20 protein-coding genes are annotated in these 17756 nt (G+C 32.0%); 8 read left to right on the forward strand and 12 right to left on the reverse strand.

The window, feature by feature from the left end; translation table 11 throughout:
• Positions 1-332 precede the first annotated feature (332 nt).
• The 3 genes from B4E59_RS07400 to B4E59_RS07410 all read left to right on the forward strand — a co-directional run bounded on the left by B4E59_RS07400 (position 333) and on the right by B4E59_RS07410 (position 3064).
• Positions 333-923: a hypothetical protein gene (locus tag B4E59_RS07400; RefSeq protein WP_306822325.1), complete on the forward strand. Its 591-nt coding sequence runs from the start codon at positions 333-335 to the stop codon at positions 921-923.
• Positions 924-1787, forward strand: a complete 864-nt coding sequence (locus tag B4E59_RS07405; protein ID WP_219035105.1) for a hypothetical protein — start codon at positions 924-926, stop codon at positions 1785-1787. It begins immediately after the preceding gene.
• A gap of 521 nt (positions 1788-2308) precedes the next feature.
• Complete coding sequence (locus B4E59_RS07410) at positions 2309-3064, forward strand: acyl-CoA desaturase (RefSeq protein ID WP_286496360.1); 756 nt, start codon at positions 2309-2311, stop codon at positions 3062-3064.
• A gap of 34 nt (positions 3065-3098) precedes the next feature.
• Here B4E59_RS07410 and B4E59_RS07415 read toward each other — a convergent pair whose 3' ends face one another.
• The 8 genes from B4E59_RS07415 to B4E59_RS07450 all read right to left on the reverse strand — a co-directional run bounded on the left by B4E59_RS07415 (position 3099) and on the right by B4E59_RS07450 (position 8304).
• The gene (locus B4E59_RS07415) at positions 3099-3707 is read right to left on the reverse strand and encodes a class I SAM-dependent methyltransferase (protein WP_291047553.1); all 609 of its coding nucleotides are present in this window, start codon (positions 3705-3707) and stop codon (positions 3099-3101) included.
• Positions 3707-4618, reverse strand: a complete 912-nt coding sequence (locus tag B4E59_RS07420) for a UbiA prenyltransferase family protein (RefSeq protein WP_291052315.1) — start codon at positions 4616-4618, stop codon at positions 3707-3709. The genes B4E59_RS07415 and B4E59_RS07420 overlap by 1 nt, the downstream gene beginning before the upstream one ends.
• 12 nt (positions 4619-4630) lie before the next feature.
• Positions 4631-5317 carry a LytR/AlgR family response regulator transcription factor gene (locus B4E59_RS07425; protein WP_291047557.1) on the reverse strand — a complete coding sequence of 229 codons (687 nt, stop codon included), beginning with the start codon at positions 5315-5317 and terminating at the stop codon, positions 4631-4633.
• On the reverse strand, positions 5310-6350 hold the full coding sequence (locus tag B4E59_RS07430) for a sensor histidine kinase (RefSeq protein ID WP_291047559.1): 1041 nt from the start codon (positions 6348-6350) through the stop codon (positions 5310-5312). Before B4E59_RS07430 ends, B4E59_RS07425 begins: the two co-directional genes overlap by 8 nt.
• Complete coding sequence (locus B4E59_RS07435) at positions 6343-6693, reverse strand: hypothetical protein (RefSeq protein ID WP_291052317.1); 351 nt, start codon at positions 6691-6693, stop codon at positions 6343-6345. Before B4E59_RS07435 ends, B4E59_RS07430 begins: the two co-directional genes overlap by 8 nt.
• Before the next feature lie 148 nt (positions 6694-6841).
• Positions 6842-7015: a hypothetical protein gene (locus tag B4E59_RS07440; RefSeq protein WP_291052320.1), complete on the reverse strand. Its 174-nt coding sequence runs from the start codon at positions 7013-7015 to the stop codon at positions 6842-6844.
• Between the two features lie 51 nt (positions 7016-7066).
• On the reverse strand, positions 7067-7648 hold the full coding sequence (locus B4E59_RS07445; protein WP_291047565.1) for a dioxygenase family protein: 582 nt from the start codon (positions 7646-7648) through the stop codon (positions 7067-7069).
• A gap of 20 nt (positions 7649-7668) precedes the next feature.
• Complete coding sequence (locus tag B4E59_RS07450) at positions 7669-8304, reverse strand: hypothetical protein (protein WP_286496365.1); 636 nt, start codon at positions 8302-8304, stop codon at positions 7669-7671.
• 152 nt (positions 8305-8456) lie between these two features.
• Between B4E59_RS07450 and B4E59_RS07455 the strand changes: the two genes are divergently transcribed.
• The 4 genes from B4E59_RS07455 to B4E59_RS07470 all read left to right on the forward strand — a co-directional run bounded on the left by B4E59_RS07455 (position 8457) and on the right by B4E59_RS07470 (position 12425).
• A complete protein-coding gene (locus tag B4E59_RS07455) occupies positions 8457-9170 on the forward strand; it encodes a CoA transferase subunit A (protein ID WP_038331757.1) in 714 nt (237 codons plus the stop codon).
• A 6-nt stretch (positions 9171-9176) separates the two neighbouring features.
• A complete protein-coding gene (locus B4E59_RS07460; RefSeq protein WP_219035112.1) occupies positions 9177-9833 on the forward strand; it encodes a 3-oxoacid CoA-transferase subunit B in 657 nt (218 codons plus the stop codon).
• A gap of 89 nt (positions 9834-9922) precedes the next feature.
• Positions 9923-12208, forward strand: a complete 2286-nt coding sequence (locus B4E59_RS07465; RefSeq protein ID WP_291047571.1) for a GH92 family glycosyl hydrolase — start codon at positions 9923-9925, stop codon at positions 12206-12208.
• Between the two features lie 85 nt (positions 12209-12293).
• Positions 12294-12425: a hypothetical protein gene (locus tag B4E59_RS07470; RefSeq protein ID WP_257468234.1), complete on the forward strand. Its 132-nt coding sequence runs from the start codon at positions 12294-12296 to the stop codon at positions 12423-12425.
• 46 nt (positions 12426-12471) lie between these two features.
• Here the strand turns inward: B4E59_RS07470 and B4E59_RS07475 are convergent, their stop codons facing one another.
• Complete coding sequence (locus tag B4E59_RS07475; RefSeq protein ID WP_291052323.1) at positions 12472-12906, reverse strand: FKBP-type peptidyl-prolyl cis-trans isomerase; 435 nt, start codon at positions 12904-12906, stop codon at positions 12472-12474.
• 87 nt (positions 12907-12993) lie between these two features.
• On the opposite strand from B4E59_RS07475, the gene B4E59_RS07480 reads away from it, so the two are divergent.
• On the forward strand, positions 12994-13890 hold the full coding sequence (locus B4E59_RS07480) for a pepsin/retropepsin-like aspartic protease family protein (RefSeq protein ID WP_291052326.1): 897 nt from the start codon (positions 12994-12996) through the stop codon (positions 13888-13890).
• A 53-nt stretch (positions 13891-13943) separates the two neighbouring features.
• Here B4E59_RS07480 and B4E59_RS07485 read toward each other — a convergent pair whose 3' ends face one another.
• The 3 genes from B4E59_RS07485 to B4E59_RS07495 all read right to left on the reverse strand — a co-directional run bounded on the left by B4E59_RS07485 (position 13944) and on the right by B4E59_RS07495 (position 17704).
• Entirely contained in the window at positions 13944-14699 is a 756-nt protein-coding gene (locus B4E59_RS07485; protein ID WP_280037666.1) for an enoyl-CoA hydratase/isomerase family protein, read from the reverse strand.
• A 208-nt stretch (positions 14700-14907) separates the two neighbouring features.
• A complete protein-coding gene (paaZ, locus tag B4E59_RS07490; RefSeq protein WP_219035116.1) occupies positions 14908-16959 on the reverse strand; it encodes a phenylacetic acid degradation bifunctional protein PaaZ in 2052 nt (683 codons plus the stop codon).
• Between the two features lie 151 nt (positions 16960-17110).
• The gene (locus B4E59_RS07495; RefSeq protein ID WP_219035117.1) at positions 17111-17704 is read right to left on the reverse strand and encodes an acyltransferase; all 594 of its coding nucleotides are present in this window, start codon (positions 17702-17704) and stop codon (positions 17111-17113) included.
• Between the last annotated feature and the right edge of the window lie 52 nt (positions 17705-17756).

Raw genomic sequence — 17756 nt, forward strand, 5'->3', positions numbered from 1 at the left:
AAATTCAGGGGGATATCCACAGTACAAATTATTGTCAATCAAATTAGAAGTTTCTAATTATTTCATCTTTTTATAAACAGTGATTAAATATGAAAACTACCTCAACTAAGTAAAGAGAACATTATATATTGATATTTAATTTTCTTGAAATTCCTTTCAAAATATTTAATGACAACTTCATCTTTTCATTTTTAAAATAGTATTTTGCATAGATGAATATTTTCTCGTATCATATCGCAAAGCTTAGCTATTTTCAAGCTTTTAAATTGATGTTTTTTCCTTTGAAAACAAATAAAATAAATGGTTTGAAACATTCCGAAACGATGTCCACAATGAAATTAGGTTCGCCCATTTTTTCGAAAACAAGGATTTTCAATCAAACTATTATTGTATTTGCACAATGGGAAGATGAAAAATCACTCGAAAATTTTCTAAAATCCAATTCATACGGAAAACTTTTGACGAAAGGCTGGCATGTTCGATTAGATTTTTTGAGACAATGGGGAAATATTTCTGGTTTTCAAATTCCGACAAAAAATATCGAGGTAAATATGACAAATGAGCCTGTTGTTGCGGTAACAATTGCGCGAATGAAATACACAGAAATTCCTCGTTTTCTGCGCTGGGGAAGACTAGTCGAGAAATTAGTTCGTGATCACAAAGGCACAACACTTTCTTTGGCTTCTATTCGATATCCCAATATTATTTCGACATTTTCGATCTGGAAATCTCAATTAGAAATGACAAATATGGTAAATGGACATAGCAAAATATCTGATCCAAAAAGACACGCTAACGCAATGAAAGAGCGTAATCGAAAGGATTTTCATTTTGAATTTACAACTCTCCGGTTTAAACCAATTTCTGAACATGGACAATGGAATAATTGCGAATCTTTTCTTCCAAAAAAAGAAAATATTTAGATGAATTTAGCTTTTACAATGCAAAAATTTCAGGATTGGTTTACGCAACAATGGGTGATTCTTTGGGGAAGAAAAATTAATCCTACAGATTATCCGTGGTTGATTGCTCCTTTCGGAGAATTGAACGGAATTGGCGAAGAGTTTATTTATCAATTAGCAAAAAATGAAAATTTAATTGTCACTCGAAATTCAACTTCAAAAGGATTATTAAGATCTATTCATGAATTGAATTTCACTGATAATCAACTTGAAATTCTACCAAAAAAAGTGATCGATTTTTATGAATCTACAGCAAATTATGATTTAGAATTCAATGTAAAATGGAATCCTTATTTTTCATTTTTTGGTTATTTGGTCAACCGATTATTTAGTCAGCGAATTAATCAATTAAATATTCCGACAAAAAATATCGCGCAATCTGAAGATTTAGTAAGTGAAATTATCACACTAAATCATCCGCAAAACAACGAAATTATTTATACCATTTGGTTGAGAAAATTCAAAACTTCGGGTAAAGTTATTTATTCGGGAATTTACGGGACGTGTACACTTCCTTCTGGCAAAACCTGTATCAAAGCTGTTTTTCCTTTACCAAAAGGCAATGCAACAGTTATTATGAGTCCTAGAGTCAGTCATGAGAATGAATTGATTTTAGATTCGAGCGGAAAACAATTTGGAGATGCTGGTTTCTACTTTTTATTGAATGATGCTAAACACAATTATTGGGCTCAATTTATATCTTCATTTACCGATCAATTAATTGTAAAAGAAAAAGATAATCATTTACAAGCAATTCAAATTCTAAAACTTTGGGGATGTAAAGTTTCACTATTTACATATCGCATTCAGAAGAAAACCAAATAAAACGATTTCTTTACATGACTTTACAAATACTTTTAATTAGCTTTATAAAATGAATCATTCAGAACTATTTTACAAAGTTGATATCGTTGTGATTGGAAGTCGTTCAATTATTAGACGAAATCTCAAAAGCTACCGATGCAACATAGGTAAAAAGAAGATCACTCGATTTTAGAGATAACAAATTCACCGAAGAATTAGGGCAAGAAGCCGTAGCAATTGTAGATAAACGTGTGAGAGAAGGCTTGCCCATTCAATGGGTGCAAATAGAGCTGGTGCAGCAATTGCAAGAGAAATAATTGCTTATTTAGGTGTGTAACTTTAACATTTATTTAATCAATGCATTTAGTATTAAATATTTACACGTAAAAACCTTACTAACAAATGGATAATTTATTTGATTAAAGTCTATTAAAAATTAAATTTTTTCATTATAAATAATCAATAATTTTATGAGTTCTATGATTTTAATTAGTGGAATTCACAATCCTAGCGATTATATTTGTAAAAATTTAAAATTAGTAATGACAGCAGTAATCATTATCTTTGTTATACATTGGTATGCTTCTTTATTTTTCCAAACTTTTTTTCATCACCGATATGCATCACATGCAATGTTTACGATGTCAAGAGCTTGGGAAAAAATATTTCACGTTTTAGCGTGGATTTTTCAAGGTTCATCTTATCTAAGTCCCTATACATACGGGGTTATGCACAGACATCACCACGCGTATGCAGACACAGAAAAGGATCCACATTCGCCACAATATGATCCAAATTTCTTTGCGATGATGTGGAGAACTCGTATTGTTTACAACGAAATTGACCACGATAAAACACAAGTTTTAGAAAAATTCAAAAAAGGTGTTCCTTCTTGGCGTTCTTGGGATAGATTTGCTGGAAATAATGCTGTACGTTTAGCTTGGGTAATCATTTACATATTAATTTATGTTGCTGTTGACGCTCCACTTTGGACGTATTTTGTATTCATTCCGATGCAAGTTTTGATGAGCCCACTACATGGTGTAATCATCAACTGGTTTTCACACAAATTAGGTTACCGTAATTACGATGTTGGAGATACTTCGACAAACTTGATGCCGATTGACTGGTTAATGTGGGGAGAATGTTTACATAACAATCACCATAAATTTGGCGGACGTCCTAATTTCGCAGTTAAGAAATGGGAATTCGATCCAATGTATCCATGCATTTGGGCAATGAATAAAATGAATATCATTCAGTTCAAAAAAGGTAAATTAGACACCGATTATATGTAAAATAAAAGCGATTCAATAAATTGAATCGCTTTTTTTATTTCTTTTGATAAACGATACTTTCTATATATTTCTTGAAAAAGAATTTGTGTTCGACGATTTTAAAATTGGGTAGAAAACTTTGATACATTTTAGGCAATTGAGAAATATCCAAACCAATAACAATTCTAAAAAAGCTCAACATCACATTCGTCACACTTTTTTGCCAACCTTTCTGATTTTGTACAAAATCAACATAAAACCACAAACCTCCTACTTTCAAATACGAATTTAATTGACTAAATAATTCTTCTGCTTTGGATTGATTAAAATGATCAAACAAAAAAGTAGTCATCACCACATCATATTTTTTATCCGTTTCGAAATCAAAAATATCCGCAACAATAAAATTTATATTTAAATTCGACGTTTTTTCTATTTTCGCTAAATCAATCATTTTCGAAGAAAAATCAACATAATCTATATCCAATTTTAGATTTAACTTTTCTATTTCAGCGATAAATTTTCCCGCTCCTCCTCCAACCCACAAGATTTTATCATTCTTTTTCAAATATTTTAAAATCACAAAATGAGCTTGATGTTGACGATTTAAAAAAATCAACTGGCTCAACGAATGATAATATGGCGCAATAAAATTGTAATTCATTATTCGAATAAAATTACGCTTAAAATTCCACAAATTGCTTTCAACAAAATCATTCCATCAATCGCAATTAAATAATATAAAATGGCTTTTGGACGATTGAGTTTAAAGGCGAAAATAGCTAAAAAAACAATCGGAATTAACATAAACAATATGCGGTGAAGTGGTAATCCATAACATATTCCGAAGATTACAAAACTCAAAAATCCTAGAAATATTAAGGGTAAAATAATGCGGTTTAACGTAAAATGATAACCATATTTTACAACAAAGGTTTTTAAATTTCGGTTGCTATCATCTTCATAATCTTTCAAATCAAACAAAATCGCATTCACAACGCAATACATAAAGGTTTGAGAAAATAGAAAATAGAATTTTGCATCAATGACATAATGCGTTTCATTCTTCAACATCAAAAATAAAACAGGTAAAAAAACGGTTGTAATCGCCCAAGTCCAGCCAATTAAAAATGGTTTTAACAACATCGTTTTACGTAATGAAATTCCTAATTTTAAATCATAATAACCAAAGGATAAAACTGTCGTAAAAAATAAAACAGCCAACCATTTCCAAGTTAATATTTCGTAATTCGGTAAACAATTTATCGCTAAAATAATTCCAGAAACTAAAGCGATTACGGCTAAAATAGCGGTATAAATACAAACAGATTTACGATGAGTAATATAAAACTGAGTTCTTGGATTACTTGATGATTTTAAAGATTTTGGAATTCTGTAGGCATACAAATAAAACAATACGGTAATGGTGCTAATAAAAGCGTAATACGCAATTGAATTAAACGGTAAACCAATTTTGATATTCGTCTCTATATTGAGCACGATAGAAAGTAGAATTAAAAAAAAATTGGAAAAAAAAATGTTTACGATAAATCGACTAATCACTTTTTTTTCCATTTTCTTAACCTCTTAAATTTTGAAAAATTCTAGAATGACATTTTTATACGTTTCACCAATCGGAATTTCTTCGTCTTTCAAATATAAGACTTTATTTTGAATTGATTTCACTTTTTTTATCGAAACGATATAAGATCGATGAACTCGGACAAAAAGTTGATCGGGCAGTTTTTCTAAGATAGATTTCATCGATATTCGAGCAGTAATTCGTTTTCCGTTTGCGAGATGAATTTTTACATAATCGTCCAAACCTTCAATAAAATCGATATCATCGTACGCAATTTTATTCAGTTTATAATCAGCTCGAATTGTCAAAAACTCTTTGTCTTCATTCAGTTTTTTATCCACCAAAATCAGCACCGCTTTATTCACTGCTTCTTCAAATCTATCGTAATCTATCGGTTTCAACAAATAATCTATCGCCGCAACATTAAAACCATCAACCGCATATTCTGCAAAAGCCGTAGTAAAAATAACAGGAATTTTCTTTTCTAAATTTTTGTAAAATTCCATTCCATTCGTACGCGAAATCTGAATATCCAAAAACATCAAATCGATTGGAAATTGATTGATATATTTCTGTGCATCTTTCAAATTTGAGAATGTTTTCACTAACTCGACATGTTCATTTCTCGAACAATAATTTTCGATTACCATTAATGCTAAAGGCTCGTCATCTATCGCAATTACTTTAATCATTCAAGAAAATTTTTAGTTCAACAATAAATTTAGATAAATCATTATGAATAGCTAATTTATAATGATTTGTATAAAAATAATCTAATCTCTTTTTCGTATTTTTCAAACCAATTTCACTTTTTTCAGTTTCAAGATTTACCTCTTCCGAAATGGTATTTTCTACGTTTAAAAATAATGTTTGTTGCTCAATTTTTATCGAAATAATAACGGGTTGCGAATCTTCATCAATTACGCCATATTTGAATGCATTTTCGATAAAATTAATTAAAATTAATGGTGAAATTCTTAAATCCGCAGGATTTCCTTCAACCTCAAAAATAACAGATTCTTTGTGCGTTAATCTCAATTTTTGCAACTCAATATAATTCTTGATATAATCTAAATCTTGTTGCAACGGCACAAAATCTTTGGAAGAATCCGAAACCACAAATCGCATCATTTTGGATAATTTCATCACCGCATCCGAAGCAGAATCAGATTTTTGAAGCGTTAAAGCATAAATATTATTCAACGTATTGAACAAAAAATGAGGATTAATTTGTGCTCTCAAATAAGCAATTTCAGACAAATGTTTCTCATTTTTCATTTCCTGAAAACGTTTATTTTGACGTATAAAAAGCGAAACAATCGCCATCATCGAAAACATAATAATTTTCGGACTCCACATCATAAAATCGCGAGGCGGTTTTCGAGGCTCAAAACGATTAAAAGGCGGAGCTTTTGGTGGAACTTTGTTAAAATGAAACGCAAATTCTGGAACTTTATACACTACAAAAAAGAAAATGATGAGAATAATGATGTAGAAAAAATAACGTTTCTGAAAATATAATTTTGGAATTAACACAAAATAATTCACCAAAAAGAACACTAACAACAAGATATTTTCGAAAAGCATTCGCTTGAAAAAACCTGTTTTGAAAATAGATTGATCGCTCGAAAAATTTGGCGCAGCAATAAATGGAATCAACAGAAAAATAATTGAAACTATGCTGAAAATAACGATTTCTCTCTTAGTAATTTTTACTTTATTCATCTTCTAATTCAATTGAAACAATAGAAAAATGTTGTCTATTTGGAATCATCAATGTTTTGATATTAGTTTTTAATTCTTCATCCGAAGAAATTAAATAATGATTGTTCACTTCTCCAAAATAGAAATATTGTTTGGTATAAAACGTAAGCGCAACCTTGTGATTTATGTGATTTTGATTAGATGAATTTATAATATCCAACTCGAAATCTACAAAATTAAGGTGGATTTTGTTCAAATTATCTGTGATTTGATACAAATTTCCTTCCAATTGTTCGATATACGGAATAGTCGCCATTCCTACCAAATAATGCAATTGCTCTGCTTTTTTATTTTGGCGCAACAATTCTCGAAAAGTTTCTACTTTATGCGTTTCTTGTTGAAAAAGTTACTCTTGCAAATAATACTCTTTGTACGTCGCATGAAAAACATATTTCTCCCAAATTGACGTTGTCGAAGCATCAATCACTAAACGATAAGCAAACTGAACTTTTTTAATTGTTTTCATCTTTTGGTTTTCTATCAAAAGGAGGCATTCCATCTGGAGGTGGAGGCATTCCTGGCCCTCCGCCCATCGGCTCTTTTGCTTTCTCTATATTTTCTGTAGAAATTACAATATCTGCCTCAATTGTATATCCTTTTTCTAAACTTCCGCTCACTTTTGCCAATTGATTTCCGTCTGTATCATCTGTAAAAACATTGTCATTCTCATTGTACGTTTAGCCATTCAAACCTTTTGTATAACCATATTCTTTGGCTGAATTTACAATTTCTACAACAGAATTTTCACCTTCTGGAAAAGCGATTTGAGTCACTTTTAATGATTTTCCTTTCTGATCGTAAATATGAACATGGATATGCGTTGCGCGACTTTCGTACCAACCTGGGAAAATAGAATTAAATTCAACATTTCCATTTTCATCGGTTACTTGTCTACCTCTCAAAAATTTATACGATTTATAATCGGTTGGTTGCATTCGTATTCCGCCATATTGCGAATAATTTCCATCTTTATCACAATGCCAAATATCAACAATCGCGTCTATTAAAGGTTGACAGCTTTCATCAACATTGGTTACATTAATTTTGATTGTCGCCTCTACTCCTGTTCGATCGCCTTTTATATTTTTTGATAAAAAATCTTCTGGCTTTTTTGTAGGAAATGGACCTTCTGTTTCAGAGGCCCATACTTCACAATCATTTACAACAGTAGAATCTTTGCAACTCATCAACACTTTTGGAACAATTAAACTTGCTCCTAATAATCCTAAACTATTTTTTATAAAATCTTTTCTTTCCATTTTGTTAAGTATTTTTAACATTAGTAATCAATTACCATTAACAAAGAATTTTCGCTCAACGATTCAAATTCAACATTCTCATCAGATCTTATTTGTAATAAATCTCTTGATTCTATTAAACGATTGTGAACTTCAAAAATACCTGTCAAAGAAATGATTAACCAACTTCTTTCGTTTCTTTTGAATGGTAATTCAGATTCTTTTCTCAAGTCAAATTTTCCTAAAAAAACATTAAACAAATCATGTCGGATTATTTTCTCTAAACGATTCTCTCTATCCAAATCAATTGGAACAATCATTTTAGCTATTTGCTGTTTTTCTTTTACGATGAATAACGCATAGAAATAAGAAAAATCGTGGCTCAAATCGCCTTCTATTTCTATTATAGTTCCTTTTTCTAAGTAATAAACAAATGATTGATTGACTTCAATTTTCCAATTAAAACCATTCATATTCAAGCGAATATTATTCAATAAAGGCATTAAAATAATATAACCACTTTCTTTAATTACTTTTTGATAAGTACCCATTCCGCTTAACGCAACATCATCAATAAAAGCAAAATCCAAAATCGGATTTGTATCATTTAAAGCATTTATCCTAATAAATTTATTTTCAAATAAATTTCGATTCTCAGCCTTGCACAACTTTATCATGTCCTCATATAATCTTCTAAACAAAAGTATATATCGATATTTTGTTATCTAAATTTAAGAGGTTAACCTAAGATTTTTGTAGGTTAATTGAAATATGAATGGTTTTTATTTATCTTTAACATTAGAATTATATTTGATCAAACACAACAAAAATGATAAACAAAAAAGTAAACAGCATCGAAGAAGCGCTACAAGGCGTAGAAAGCGGAATGACGCTTGCTGTTGGAGGCTTTGGACTTTCTGGAATTCCTGAAAACTTGATTCAAGGATTGGTAGACAAAAAAATCAATAACCTTACGTGTATTAGTAACAATGCAGGTGTAGACGATTTTGGTTTAGGATTATTATTACAAGGACGACAAATCAAAAAAATGATTTCTTCTTATGTTGGAGAAAATGCAGAATTTGAACGTCAAATGCTTTCAGGTGAATTAGAGGTTGAATTGATTCCGCAAGGAACTTTAGCTACTCGCTTAATGGCTGCTGGTTATGGAATGCCTGCAATTTTTACGCCTGCTGGAGTTGGAACTGAAGTCGCTGAAGGAAAAGAAATCAGAAAATTTACCTTTCACGGAATCGAAAAAGAATATTTGTTAGAATATGCTTTCGAGCCTGATTTTGCAATTGTAAAAGCGTGGAAAGGTGATACAGCGGGGAATTTAGTTTTCCGTGGTGCAACAGCAAATTTCAATCATCCAGCTGCTATGTGTGGAAAAATTACGATTGCCGAAGTGGAAGAATTGGTAGAAATTGGAGAATTAGATCCAAATCAAATTCATACGCCTGGCGTTTATGTCAATCGAATTATTCAAGGTGCGAAATACGAGAAACGTATCGAAAATAGAACTGTTCAACCTAAATCATAAAAGAAAATGTTAGATAAAAATGGTATTGCAAAACGTATTGCAAAAGAAGTACAAGACGGATTTTATGTGAATTTAGGTATCGGAATTCCAACGTTGGTTGCTAATTATATTCCCGAAAATGTAAATGTTGTTTTACAATCAGAAAATGGATTATTAGGAATGGGACCTTTCCCTATCGATGGTGAAGAAGATCCTGATTTTATCAATGCGGGTAAACAAACGATTACAACTTTACCAGGTTCAGCTTTCTTTGATTCGACGATGAGTTTCGGAATGATTCGCGCACGAAAAATCAATTTAACAATTCTTGGCGCAATGGAAGTTTCGGAGAATGGAGACATTGCCAACTGGAAAATTCCTGGAAAAATGGTAAAAGGAATGGGCGGTGCAATGGATTTAGTAGCTTCGGCTGATAATATTATTGTAGCCATGCAACATGTGAACAAAGCAGGAGAATCTAAACTTCTAAAAGAATGTACACTTCCTTTAACAGGAATAAAATGTGTCAAAAAAATTGTTACTGAATTAGCTGTTTTAGAAGTTTTACCAGAAGGTGGTTTCAAATTATTAGAGCGAGCACCAGGAATTTCTGTGGAAGACATCAAAAATGCAACTGAAGGAAAATTAATTATTGAAGGAGAAATTCCCGAAATGATTTTATAAAAAATAAAGATTCGAAAGGAAAGTTAAAAAGCTTTCCTTTTTTTATGCTCGATTTGTTTAACTTTATTCAAATTAATACTTAAAAATCGATGCAAACAAAATTAGTAATCGCTCTACTTTCACTCAATTCTCTTGCTTTTGCGCAGCAACAGAATTTAGTAAAATATGTCAATCCCATGATTGGAACAGAAAAAATGGGACATACTTTCCCTGGCGCAACTGTTCCTTTTGGCGCTGTTCAATTAAGCCCAGAAACAGATTCTATTCCTTATGCTATCAACCACAAATACAATCCAAAAGTTTATGATTATTGTGCGGGTTATCGTTTTGAAGATAAAACAATAACTGGATTTAGTCATACACATTTTAATGGAACAGGACATTCTGATTTGGGTGATTTCTTAATTATGCCAACCGTTGGAAAATTAAAATTAAATCCCGGAACTGCTCAAAATCCTGATAGCGGTTATCGTTCTCGATTTTCGCATCAAAACGAAACTGCCGAAACTGGATATTACAAAGTCAAATTGGATGATTATAATATTTGGGCAGAAATGACCGCTTCTACTCGAGTTGGTTTTCATCAATATACATTTCCAAAATCGATTGATTCGCATATTATTTTGGATTTGAATGCTGGAATTTATAATTATGATGACAAAAATACATGGACGTATGTTCGCGTGGTGAATGACACATTGATTACGGGTTATAGACAAACACGAGGTTGGGCAAGAAATAGAACGGTTTATTTTGCGATGACTTTTTCAAAACCATTTAAAAATTATGGACAGAAAAATGAAGACGGACAAGTTGATTACAAAGGTTTTTGGCGTAAATGGAACGAAACTCAGAATTTTCCATTAATCGAAGGAAAAAAGATCAAAATGTATTTCGATTTTGATACAGAAAAAGATGAAAAAGTAAAAATCAAATTTGCGATTTCTCCAGTCAGTCAAACCAATGCGTTAGAAAATCTGACAACAGAAATTCCACATTGGAATTTTGAACAAGTGCGTAACGAAGCAAAAGAAAATTGGAACAAGGAATTGAATCGAATTCAGATTAAAGCTTCAGAAAATGATAAAATAAATTTCTATACAGCGATGTATCATACCTTCATCAATCCGACAACTTATATGGATGTGAATGGGCAGTACAAAGGTTTGGATCAAGAAATTCATCAAGCCAAAGATTTTACAAATTACACCACTTTTTCACTTTGGGATACCTATCGTGCACTGCATCCGTTGTTCAATATCATTCAACCAAAACGCAACAATGACATGGTAAAATCGATGATGAAACATTATGAGCAAAATCCAATAAAAATGTTGCCAATTTGGTCGCATTATGCCAACGAAAACTGGTGTATGAGCGGCTATCATTCTGTTACAGTTGTTGCAGATGCGATTGTAAAAGGTGTTTATAACGAAGATGCAAATGCTGCTTTGGACGCGTGTATTGTTACGGCAAATAAACGTGATTATGAAGGAATTGGCGATTATATCGACAAAGGTTATATTCCAGCTGAGAAAAATGGTACATCAATTTCGAATACGTTAGAATATGCTTTCGATGATTGGTCGATTGCGCAAGCTGCAAAAAAATTGAATCGAATGGATGTATATGAAACATTTATGAAGCGTTCTGAGAATTGGAAAAATAATTATGATGTTTCGATTGGATTTATGCGTCCTCGATTAGCGGATGGAAGTTTCAAGAAAGAATTTGATCCATTGAATACACATGGACAAGGTTTTATTGAAGGAAATTCGTGGAATTTTAGCTTTTTTGTTCCTCAAAATCCAAATGGATTAATTGAAGCAATGGGTGGAAAAAAGAAGTTTGGAGCAAAATTGGACAAATTATTTACGATGCATTTGCCTGACGAATATTTTGCGGAAACAGAAGACATTACGCGTGAAGGAATAATTGGAGGTTATGTTCATGGAAATGAGCCGGCACACCACGTTGCGTATTTGTATAATTGGGCGGGACAAGCGTGGAAAACACAAGAAAAAATCAGAATGATTTTGGATATGCAATACAAGCCAACGCCTGATGGTTTGGGTGGAAATGATGATACTGGACAAATGAGTGCATGGTATATTTTTAGTGCTTTAGGTTTTTATCCTGTTCAGCAAGGATCGACAGATTACGCAATTGGGAGTCCTTTGGTAGATCATGCTATATTGAATTTAGAGAATGGAAAACAATTTGAAATTGAAGTGAAAAATCAATCGAAGAAGAATGTTTACATCCATAAAATAGAGTTGAACGGAAAGAGTTTTTCATCTTTTAATTTGAATCATTTTGATATTGTTAATGGCGGAAAAATCATTTTTTATATGAGTGACAAACCTAAAAAATAAACGTTAAATATTTTATAATTAAATAAATAAGTTTGACTACTTGAGGAATAATGATTAATTTAAATCAAATTTAAAACCAAGAAAAATGGCTAAAAAGGCAAAAAAAGAAGAAAATCATTTACAAGTTTTAGTGGATAAATTAAAAGATCCAAAACATAAACAATTAGTTCAAACGAATCGTTTAAAGAAAAAACGTCGCAATAACGCAAAAAATTAAGCATAAAAAAACCTCCAAAATTTGGAGGTTTTTGTTTTTTAATATTTTATAAAATCCCCATCAACTCTACTTCAAAGATCATGGTAGAATAAGGTCCTAATTCTTTTGAAATTTCGCGATCTTTGTAACCTATTTCTGGTTTTACAACAAATCTAAATTTACTTCCAACTGACATTAATTGTACTCCTTCTGCCCAACCTTTTATTACATTTTCCAAAGGAAAAGCAGCAGGTTTCTTGCGTTGAACTGAGCTATCAAAAACTTCTCCGTTGATATTTGTTCCATGATAATGACACAAAACTGTATCGGACAAAGTTGGTTTTACTCCTTCTCCCAATGTGATTACTTCATACAATAATCCACTTTCGGTTTCGGTTACACCTTCTTTCAATTTATACTCTTCTCGAAAAGCTAAACCTTCAGTTTTATTTTTTTCGATCAATTCTTGTTTGCGTTTTAGTAATAATTCAGCTACTCCCATACTGCAAATTTAAAAGGAAAATTTTTAATTATAGTATATTAATCATTTCTGCAAATTAGTTTACTTTTAATGAAACAATACAACTAAATGAAAAAGACAATTTTCACTTTACTTTTTACTATTATTTCAATTACTATTTTCGGGCAGAATATCGTAAAAGAGATTCCATTTCGATTAACAAAATACAATAATATTTTAGTACCAGTTATCATCAATCAAAAAGATACGGTGCAATTGATGTTACATACAGGCTCTGATTATATTACGATTATTGAAGATTCGTATAAAAAAATGAAATCTATTTCGATTTCTGATACCTTAAACAATGTGACATCTTGGGCGGGATATTCGGATATGAAAATGAGTCAAAACAACGTAATTAAATTTGGTAATGAAGAGTTTAGCAAAATTCCGATTTTTATCGATAAACAATCTGGGCATGAAAGCGATGGAAAAATAGGTTTGAAGTTTTTCGAAGGAAAATATTTAGAAATCAATTTTGATGAGAATAAATTATTTGTCTATGATATAGCTCCTACCAAACTAAAAAAGTATACAAAATTAAATTCGAGATATTCTCAAGAAACGCTGTATATAAAAGCTTTTCCATTCATTGACAAAAAACCGGTTGAAACAGAATTTATGATTCACACAGGTTTTTCTGGTGCTTTGATGATTTCGGATGATTTTGCGAAAGAATATAAATTATTAGAAAAATTTGAAATTATTGGAGAATCTAAACTAAGTGATGCTGCTGGAAATGTAATTCTTTCCAAAAAATCAATTTTACCTGATTTTGAATTAGCGAAGCATACATTCAAAAATGTACCAATGTCATTTTTTGATAGTACAATAAAAATTCAACACAAAAATATTATGGGTGGCGATTTGATTAAACGTTTCAATCTAATTCTCAATCCAGAAAAAGATATTTTATATGTAAAGAAAAGTAAATATTATAAAGACAAGTATTTTAAATTATAAATAAAAATCCACTTCATTTTGAAGTGGATTTTTTTATAAACTATATTGTATTCTTATTTTGCTTTGAATTTGTTAATCGCGTTAATCGTAAATTCTGATAAAACTAATTCACCCGAAATTTTGGCACGCTCAATTAATAACTCATCCCAATTTTCTGTTCCTTCCCAAGAAACACGTTTTAAATGTTTCATTGCTTCTGGATTAGAATTAGCTAATTTTTTAGCTAAAATATCAATTCCTTCATCCATTTCAACTGCATTTGCATAAACTTCTGCATACAAACCTTTTTCTTTAGCCCATTCAGCCGACTGAAATTCAGTTGCATTAATCGCCATTTGTGTAAAAGCAGAATTTCCAACTTTACGTTCTACAGCAGGTCCAACTACAAACGGTCCGATACCTACTGCTAATTCTGATAACTTTACAGATGCAAATTCTGTTGCAAAAGTATAATCTGCTGCCGAAGCAATTCCAACTCCACCTCCGACTGCTTTACCTTGAATACGTGCTAAAACAAATTTTGGTGCTTTGCGAATTGCGTTGATAACATGTGCAAATCCTGAGAAAAATTCTAGACCAGTTTCACGATCTTTGATTGAAATTAATTCGTCAAAAGATGCACCAGCACAGAATGTTCTATCTCCAGCACTTTTTAAAACAATAACTTTTACTTCGTCATCGTTTCCTAATTTTTCAATTTCTGTTGCTAAATTTCTTAATTGAGAACCTGGCATTGAATTACTTTGCGGGTGAAAGAATTCAATTGTACCAATTCCATTTTGTATATCTGATTTTACGTATGCTTCCATATCTAATTTGATAATTTTTTTAAATGTGGTAATGAGCAAATTTAACTAATAAATTATTCATTATATGTTTAATTGTTTGAATCAAAACAATTAATAATTTGAGATGCTTCGACATGCTCAGCATGACAAATATTTCACGTAATTTTTCAATTTGAAAATGATTCTAAATCATCTTCTCATTAACAAATTACCACATTCTCACATTATATTAATCTTGATTTAATTTTTTAACCATTGTTAAAATTGTTGCAATACCAACTGTTTCTCCCGTTTCGTCGTAAATATCAACCAACCAACGAACAATTCCTTTTGCCACATCGTTTTCATCTTTTTTCTCTTGATCGATTTTTTCTTTACACGTAAAACGCACTCCAATTGTAGAACCTGGATATACAGGCTTCACAAAACGACATTCATCTAAACCATAGTTTAATAAAACTGGACCTTTTTTCGCTAAAACAAATAAACCTGCCGCTTTAGACAATAAATAGTATCCGTGAGCAACATTACGCTCAAAAATAGTTCCTTCTAAAGAAGTTGCGTCAACATGTGCATAGAAATTATCCCCAGATAAAGCTGCAAATGCATTAATATCTGATTGTTGAATCGTATGTTTTGCTGTGATTAATGTATCACCAACTTTAACTTCTTCGAAATGCTTCGCGAATGGATGTTTATCTTCTTCGATATAATTTGCTCCATATTGGTATTGTTGAGTAACAGCTGTTAGTTTATTTGGAGAACCCTGGATTGCTGTACGTTGCATATAGTGTAATACACCACGCTTACCTCCCATTTCTTCTCCTCCACCTGCACGACCTGGACCTCCGTGTACTAATAATGGAAGTGGTGATCCGTGACCTGTAGACTCTTTGATACATTCTGCATCCAAAATAACGATACGTCCGTGTAAAGAACCTGCATTCAATACAAATTCTGTTGCGATATCATTATCCGCAGTAACAATCGAACAAACTAACGATCCTTTCCCCATACGAACTAACTCAATTGCTTCAGCAGTTCCGTTGTAAGGAATAATTGTAGAAACTGGTCCAAAAGCTTCGATGTTGTGAACATCAGTTTTATTGAATGGATCGTTGTTTAAAAATAAAATTGGAGAAATGAAAGAACCTTTGTTTTTATCAGCACCTTTCACTTCGAAATTATCTAAGTTTCCAAAAATAATTTCTTGCGATTTAGCTAATTCTTCTACTTTCTCACGAACTTCTTTAACTTGCGCTGCTCCCGCCAAAGCTCCCATACGAACACCTTCCACATTTGGGTCTCCAATTGTAGTCGTTGCCAAACGTTGTCCTAAAGCAATTTGTACATCCTCAACCAAATGAGCTGGAACCAACGCACGACGAACCGCTGTACATTTTTGTCCTGCTTTAGTTGTCATTTCACGTGTAACCTCTTTAATAAAAATATCAAATTCTAGTGAGCCAACTTGTACATCTTCTCCTAAAACACAAGCGTTTAAAGAATCTGCTTCTAAGTTGAATGGAACACCTTCTGAAGTAATTCTTGGATGTGCTTTTAACATTTGTCCTGTCCAAGCAGAACCTGTAAATGTTACAACATCTTCTGACTCTACATTATCTAAAATTCCGTTTGCTGAACCTGTGATTAATTGTAAAGCACCGTCAGGTAAAATTCCAGATTCAATGATTGCACGAACAACAGTTTCCGTTAAGAAAGAAGTAATTGTCGCAGGTTTTACAATAGCTGGAACTCCAGCCAATAAATTAACCGCAACTTTTTCTAACATTCCCCAAACTGGGAAATTGAATGCATTAATATGAATTGCAACACCTCGTTTTGGTGTTAAAATATGTGTACCTAAGAATGTTCCGTTTTTAGAGATTTTATGCGTTTCTCCTTCAACATAAAATGGTTGATCTCCGAATTGACGTCGTAAAGATGCATTGGCAAATAAGTTTCCAATTCCTCCTTCAATATCAACCCAAGAATCTGCACGAGTCGCACCTGTTGCCCAAGAAACCGTGTAAAATTCTTCTTTACGATCCATTAAGTATAAGGCTAATTTTTTCAACATTAAACCTCTTTCTTGGAACGTCATTTTACGTAAAACTGGTCCACCAACTGTACGTGCATAATCCATCATCGCACCGAAATCTAATCCAGCTGATGATGCAGTTCCTATTTCTTCGCCATTGATGGCGTTATATAACATTTGCCCTTCAGACGAACCTTTTGTCCATTGTCCTAAAGCATAATTTTCTAATTGTTTAGCCATTTTTATGTTGTTTGTGTATTTTTTTAGTTATAAGTCGTAAGTATTAAGTTATAAGTTTTTGTCATTCTGAGTTCATCTCAGAATCTCATTAAATTTAAGTGTGATACTGAAACAAGTTCAGTATGACATTTTACATAATACTTTTTACATTTTACTTACTTTCATTCCACGTTTTATAATTCGAAGCCATTGACTCGTAATAATAATCTGGAACTTCTGTTAATGGTTCACAAGGTTTTAAACTATCATGACAATCACTTGGTAATTGCATATATTGTTGAGTACCTTGATCTTTCCATTCGATCATTTGATCCGAAACTTGTTTTACGATTTTTGCAGGATTTCCAACCACAACACTTCTTGTCGGAATATGTGTATCAGCCTTTACAAAAGCTAAAGCACCAACAATACATTCGTCTTCTACCACAACATTATCCATAACAACTGCATTCATCCCAACCATACAATTACGACCAATTGTTGCGCCGTGAATAATTGCGCCGTGACCGATATGCGCTTTTTCTTTTAAATGAACTGTTGTTCCTGGAAACATATGAATCGTACAATTTTCTTGTACATTGCAATTATCTTCGATAATAATTTGTCCCCAATCACCACGTAACGCACAACCTGGACCAATGTAAACATCTTTCCCAATAATCACATTTCCTGTCACCACAGCTTGCGGATGAATAAATGCTGTTGGATGAACAACGGGTTTATATCCTTTGAATTCGTAAATCATTTTTCTAATATAGTTTTTCGTTTGACGAAATTCGAACTTAGTATTACTCGAA

The sequence above is a fragment of the Empedobacter sp. UBA2044 genome (assembly GCF_002333005.1).
In the GTDB taxonomy this organism is placed as follows: Bacteria; Bacteroidota; Bacteroidia; order Flavobacteriales; family Weeksellaceae; genus Empedobacter; species Empedobacter falsenii_B.

What these genes read in the sequence shown, in the direction of transcription:
- B4E59_RS07455 (WP_038331757.1), top strand. Translation starts at nt 8,457, where the DNA reads ATGATAAACAAAAAAGTAAACAGCATCGAAGAAGCGCTACAAGGCGTA.
- B4E59_RS07425 (WP_291047557.1), bottom strand. Translation starts at nt 5,317, where the DNA reads ATGATTAAAGTAATTGCGATAGATGACGAGCCTTTAGCATTAATGGTA.
- B4E59_RS07445 (WP_291047565.1), bottom strand. Translation starts at nt 7,648, where the DNA reads ATGGAAAGAAAAGATTTTATAAAAAATAGTTTAGGATTATTAGGAGCA.
- B4E59_RS07405 (WP_219035105.1), top strand. Translation starts at nt 924, where the DNA reads ATGAATTTAGCTTTTACAATGCAAAAATTTCAGGATTGGTTTACGCAA.
- B4E59_RS07465 (WP_291047571.1), top strand. Translation starts at nt 9,923, where the DNA reads ATGCAAACAAAATTAGTAATCGCTCTACTTTCACTCAATTCTCTTGCT.
- B4E59_RS07430 (WP_291047559.1), bottom strand. Translation starts at nt 6,350, where the DNA reads ATGAATAAAGTAAAAATTACTAAGAGAGAAATCGTTATTTTCAGCATA.
- B4E59_RS07450 (WP_286496365.1), bottom strand. Translation starts at nt 8,304, where the DNA reads ATGATAAAGTTGTGCAAGGCTGAGAATCGAAATTTATTTGAAAATAAA.
- B4E59_RS07420 (WP_291052315.1), bottom strand. Translation starts at nt 4,618, where the DNA reads ATGGAAAAAAAAGTGATTAGTCGATTTATCGTAAACATTTTTTTTTCC.
- B4E59_RS07410 (WP_286496360.1), top strand. Translation starts at nt 2,309, where the DNA reads ATGACAGCAGTAATCATTATCTTTGTTATACATTGGTATGCTTCTTTA.
- paaZ (WP_219035116.1), bottom strand. Translation starts at nt 16,959, where the DNA reads ATGGCTAAACAATTAGAAAATTATGCTTTAGGACAATGGACAAAAGGT.
- B4E59_RS07470 (WP_257468234.1), top strand. Translation starts at nt 12,294, where the DNA reads ATGGCTAAAAAGGCAAAAAAAGAAGAAAATCATTTACAAGTTTTAGTG.
- B4E59_RS07485 (WP_280037666.1), bottom strand. Translation starts at nt 14,699, where the DNA reads ATGGAAGCATACGTAAAATCAGATATACAAAATGGAATTGGTACAATT.
- B4E59_RS07480 (WP_291052326.1), top strand. Translation starts at nt 12,994, where the DNA reads ATGAAAAAGACAATTTTCACTTTACTTTTTACTATTATTTCAATTACT.
- B4E59_RS07400 (WP_306822325.1), top strand. Translation starts at nt 333, where the DNA reads ATGAAATTAGGTTCGCCCATTTTTTCGAAAACAAGGATTTTCAATCAA.
- B4E59_RS07495 (WP_219035117.1), bottom strand. Translation starts at nt 17,704, where the DNA reads ATGATTTACGAATTCAAAGGATATAAACCCGTTGTTCATCCAACAGCA.
- B4E59_RS07460 (WP_219035112.1), top strand. Translation starts at nt 9,177, where the DNA reads ATGTTAGATAAAAATGGTATTGCAAAACGTATTGCAAAAGAAGTACAA.
- B4E59_RS07475 (WP_291052323.1), bottom strand. Translation starts at nt 12,906, where the DNA reads ATGGGAGTAGCTGAATTATTACTAAAACGCAAACAAGAATTGATCGAA.
- B4E59_RS07415 (WP_291047553.1), bottom strand. Translation starts at nt 3,707, where the DNA reads ATGAATTACAATTTTATTGCGCCATATTATCATTCGTTGAGCCAGTTG.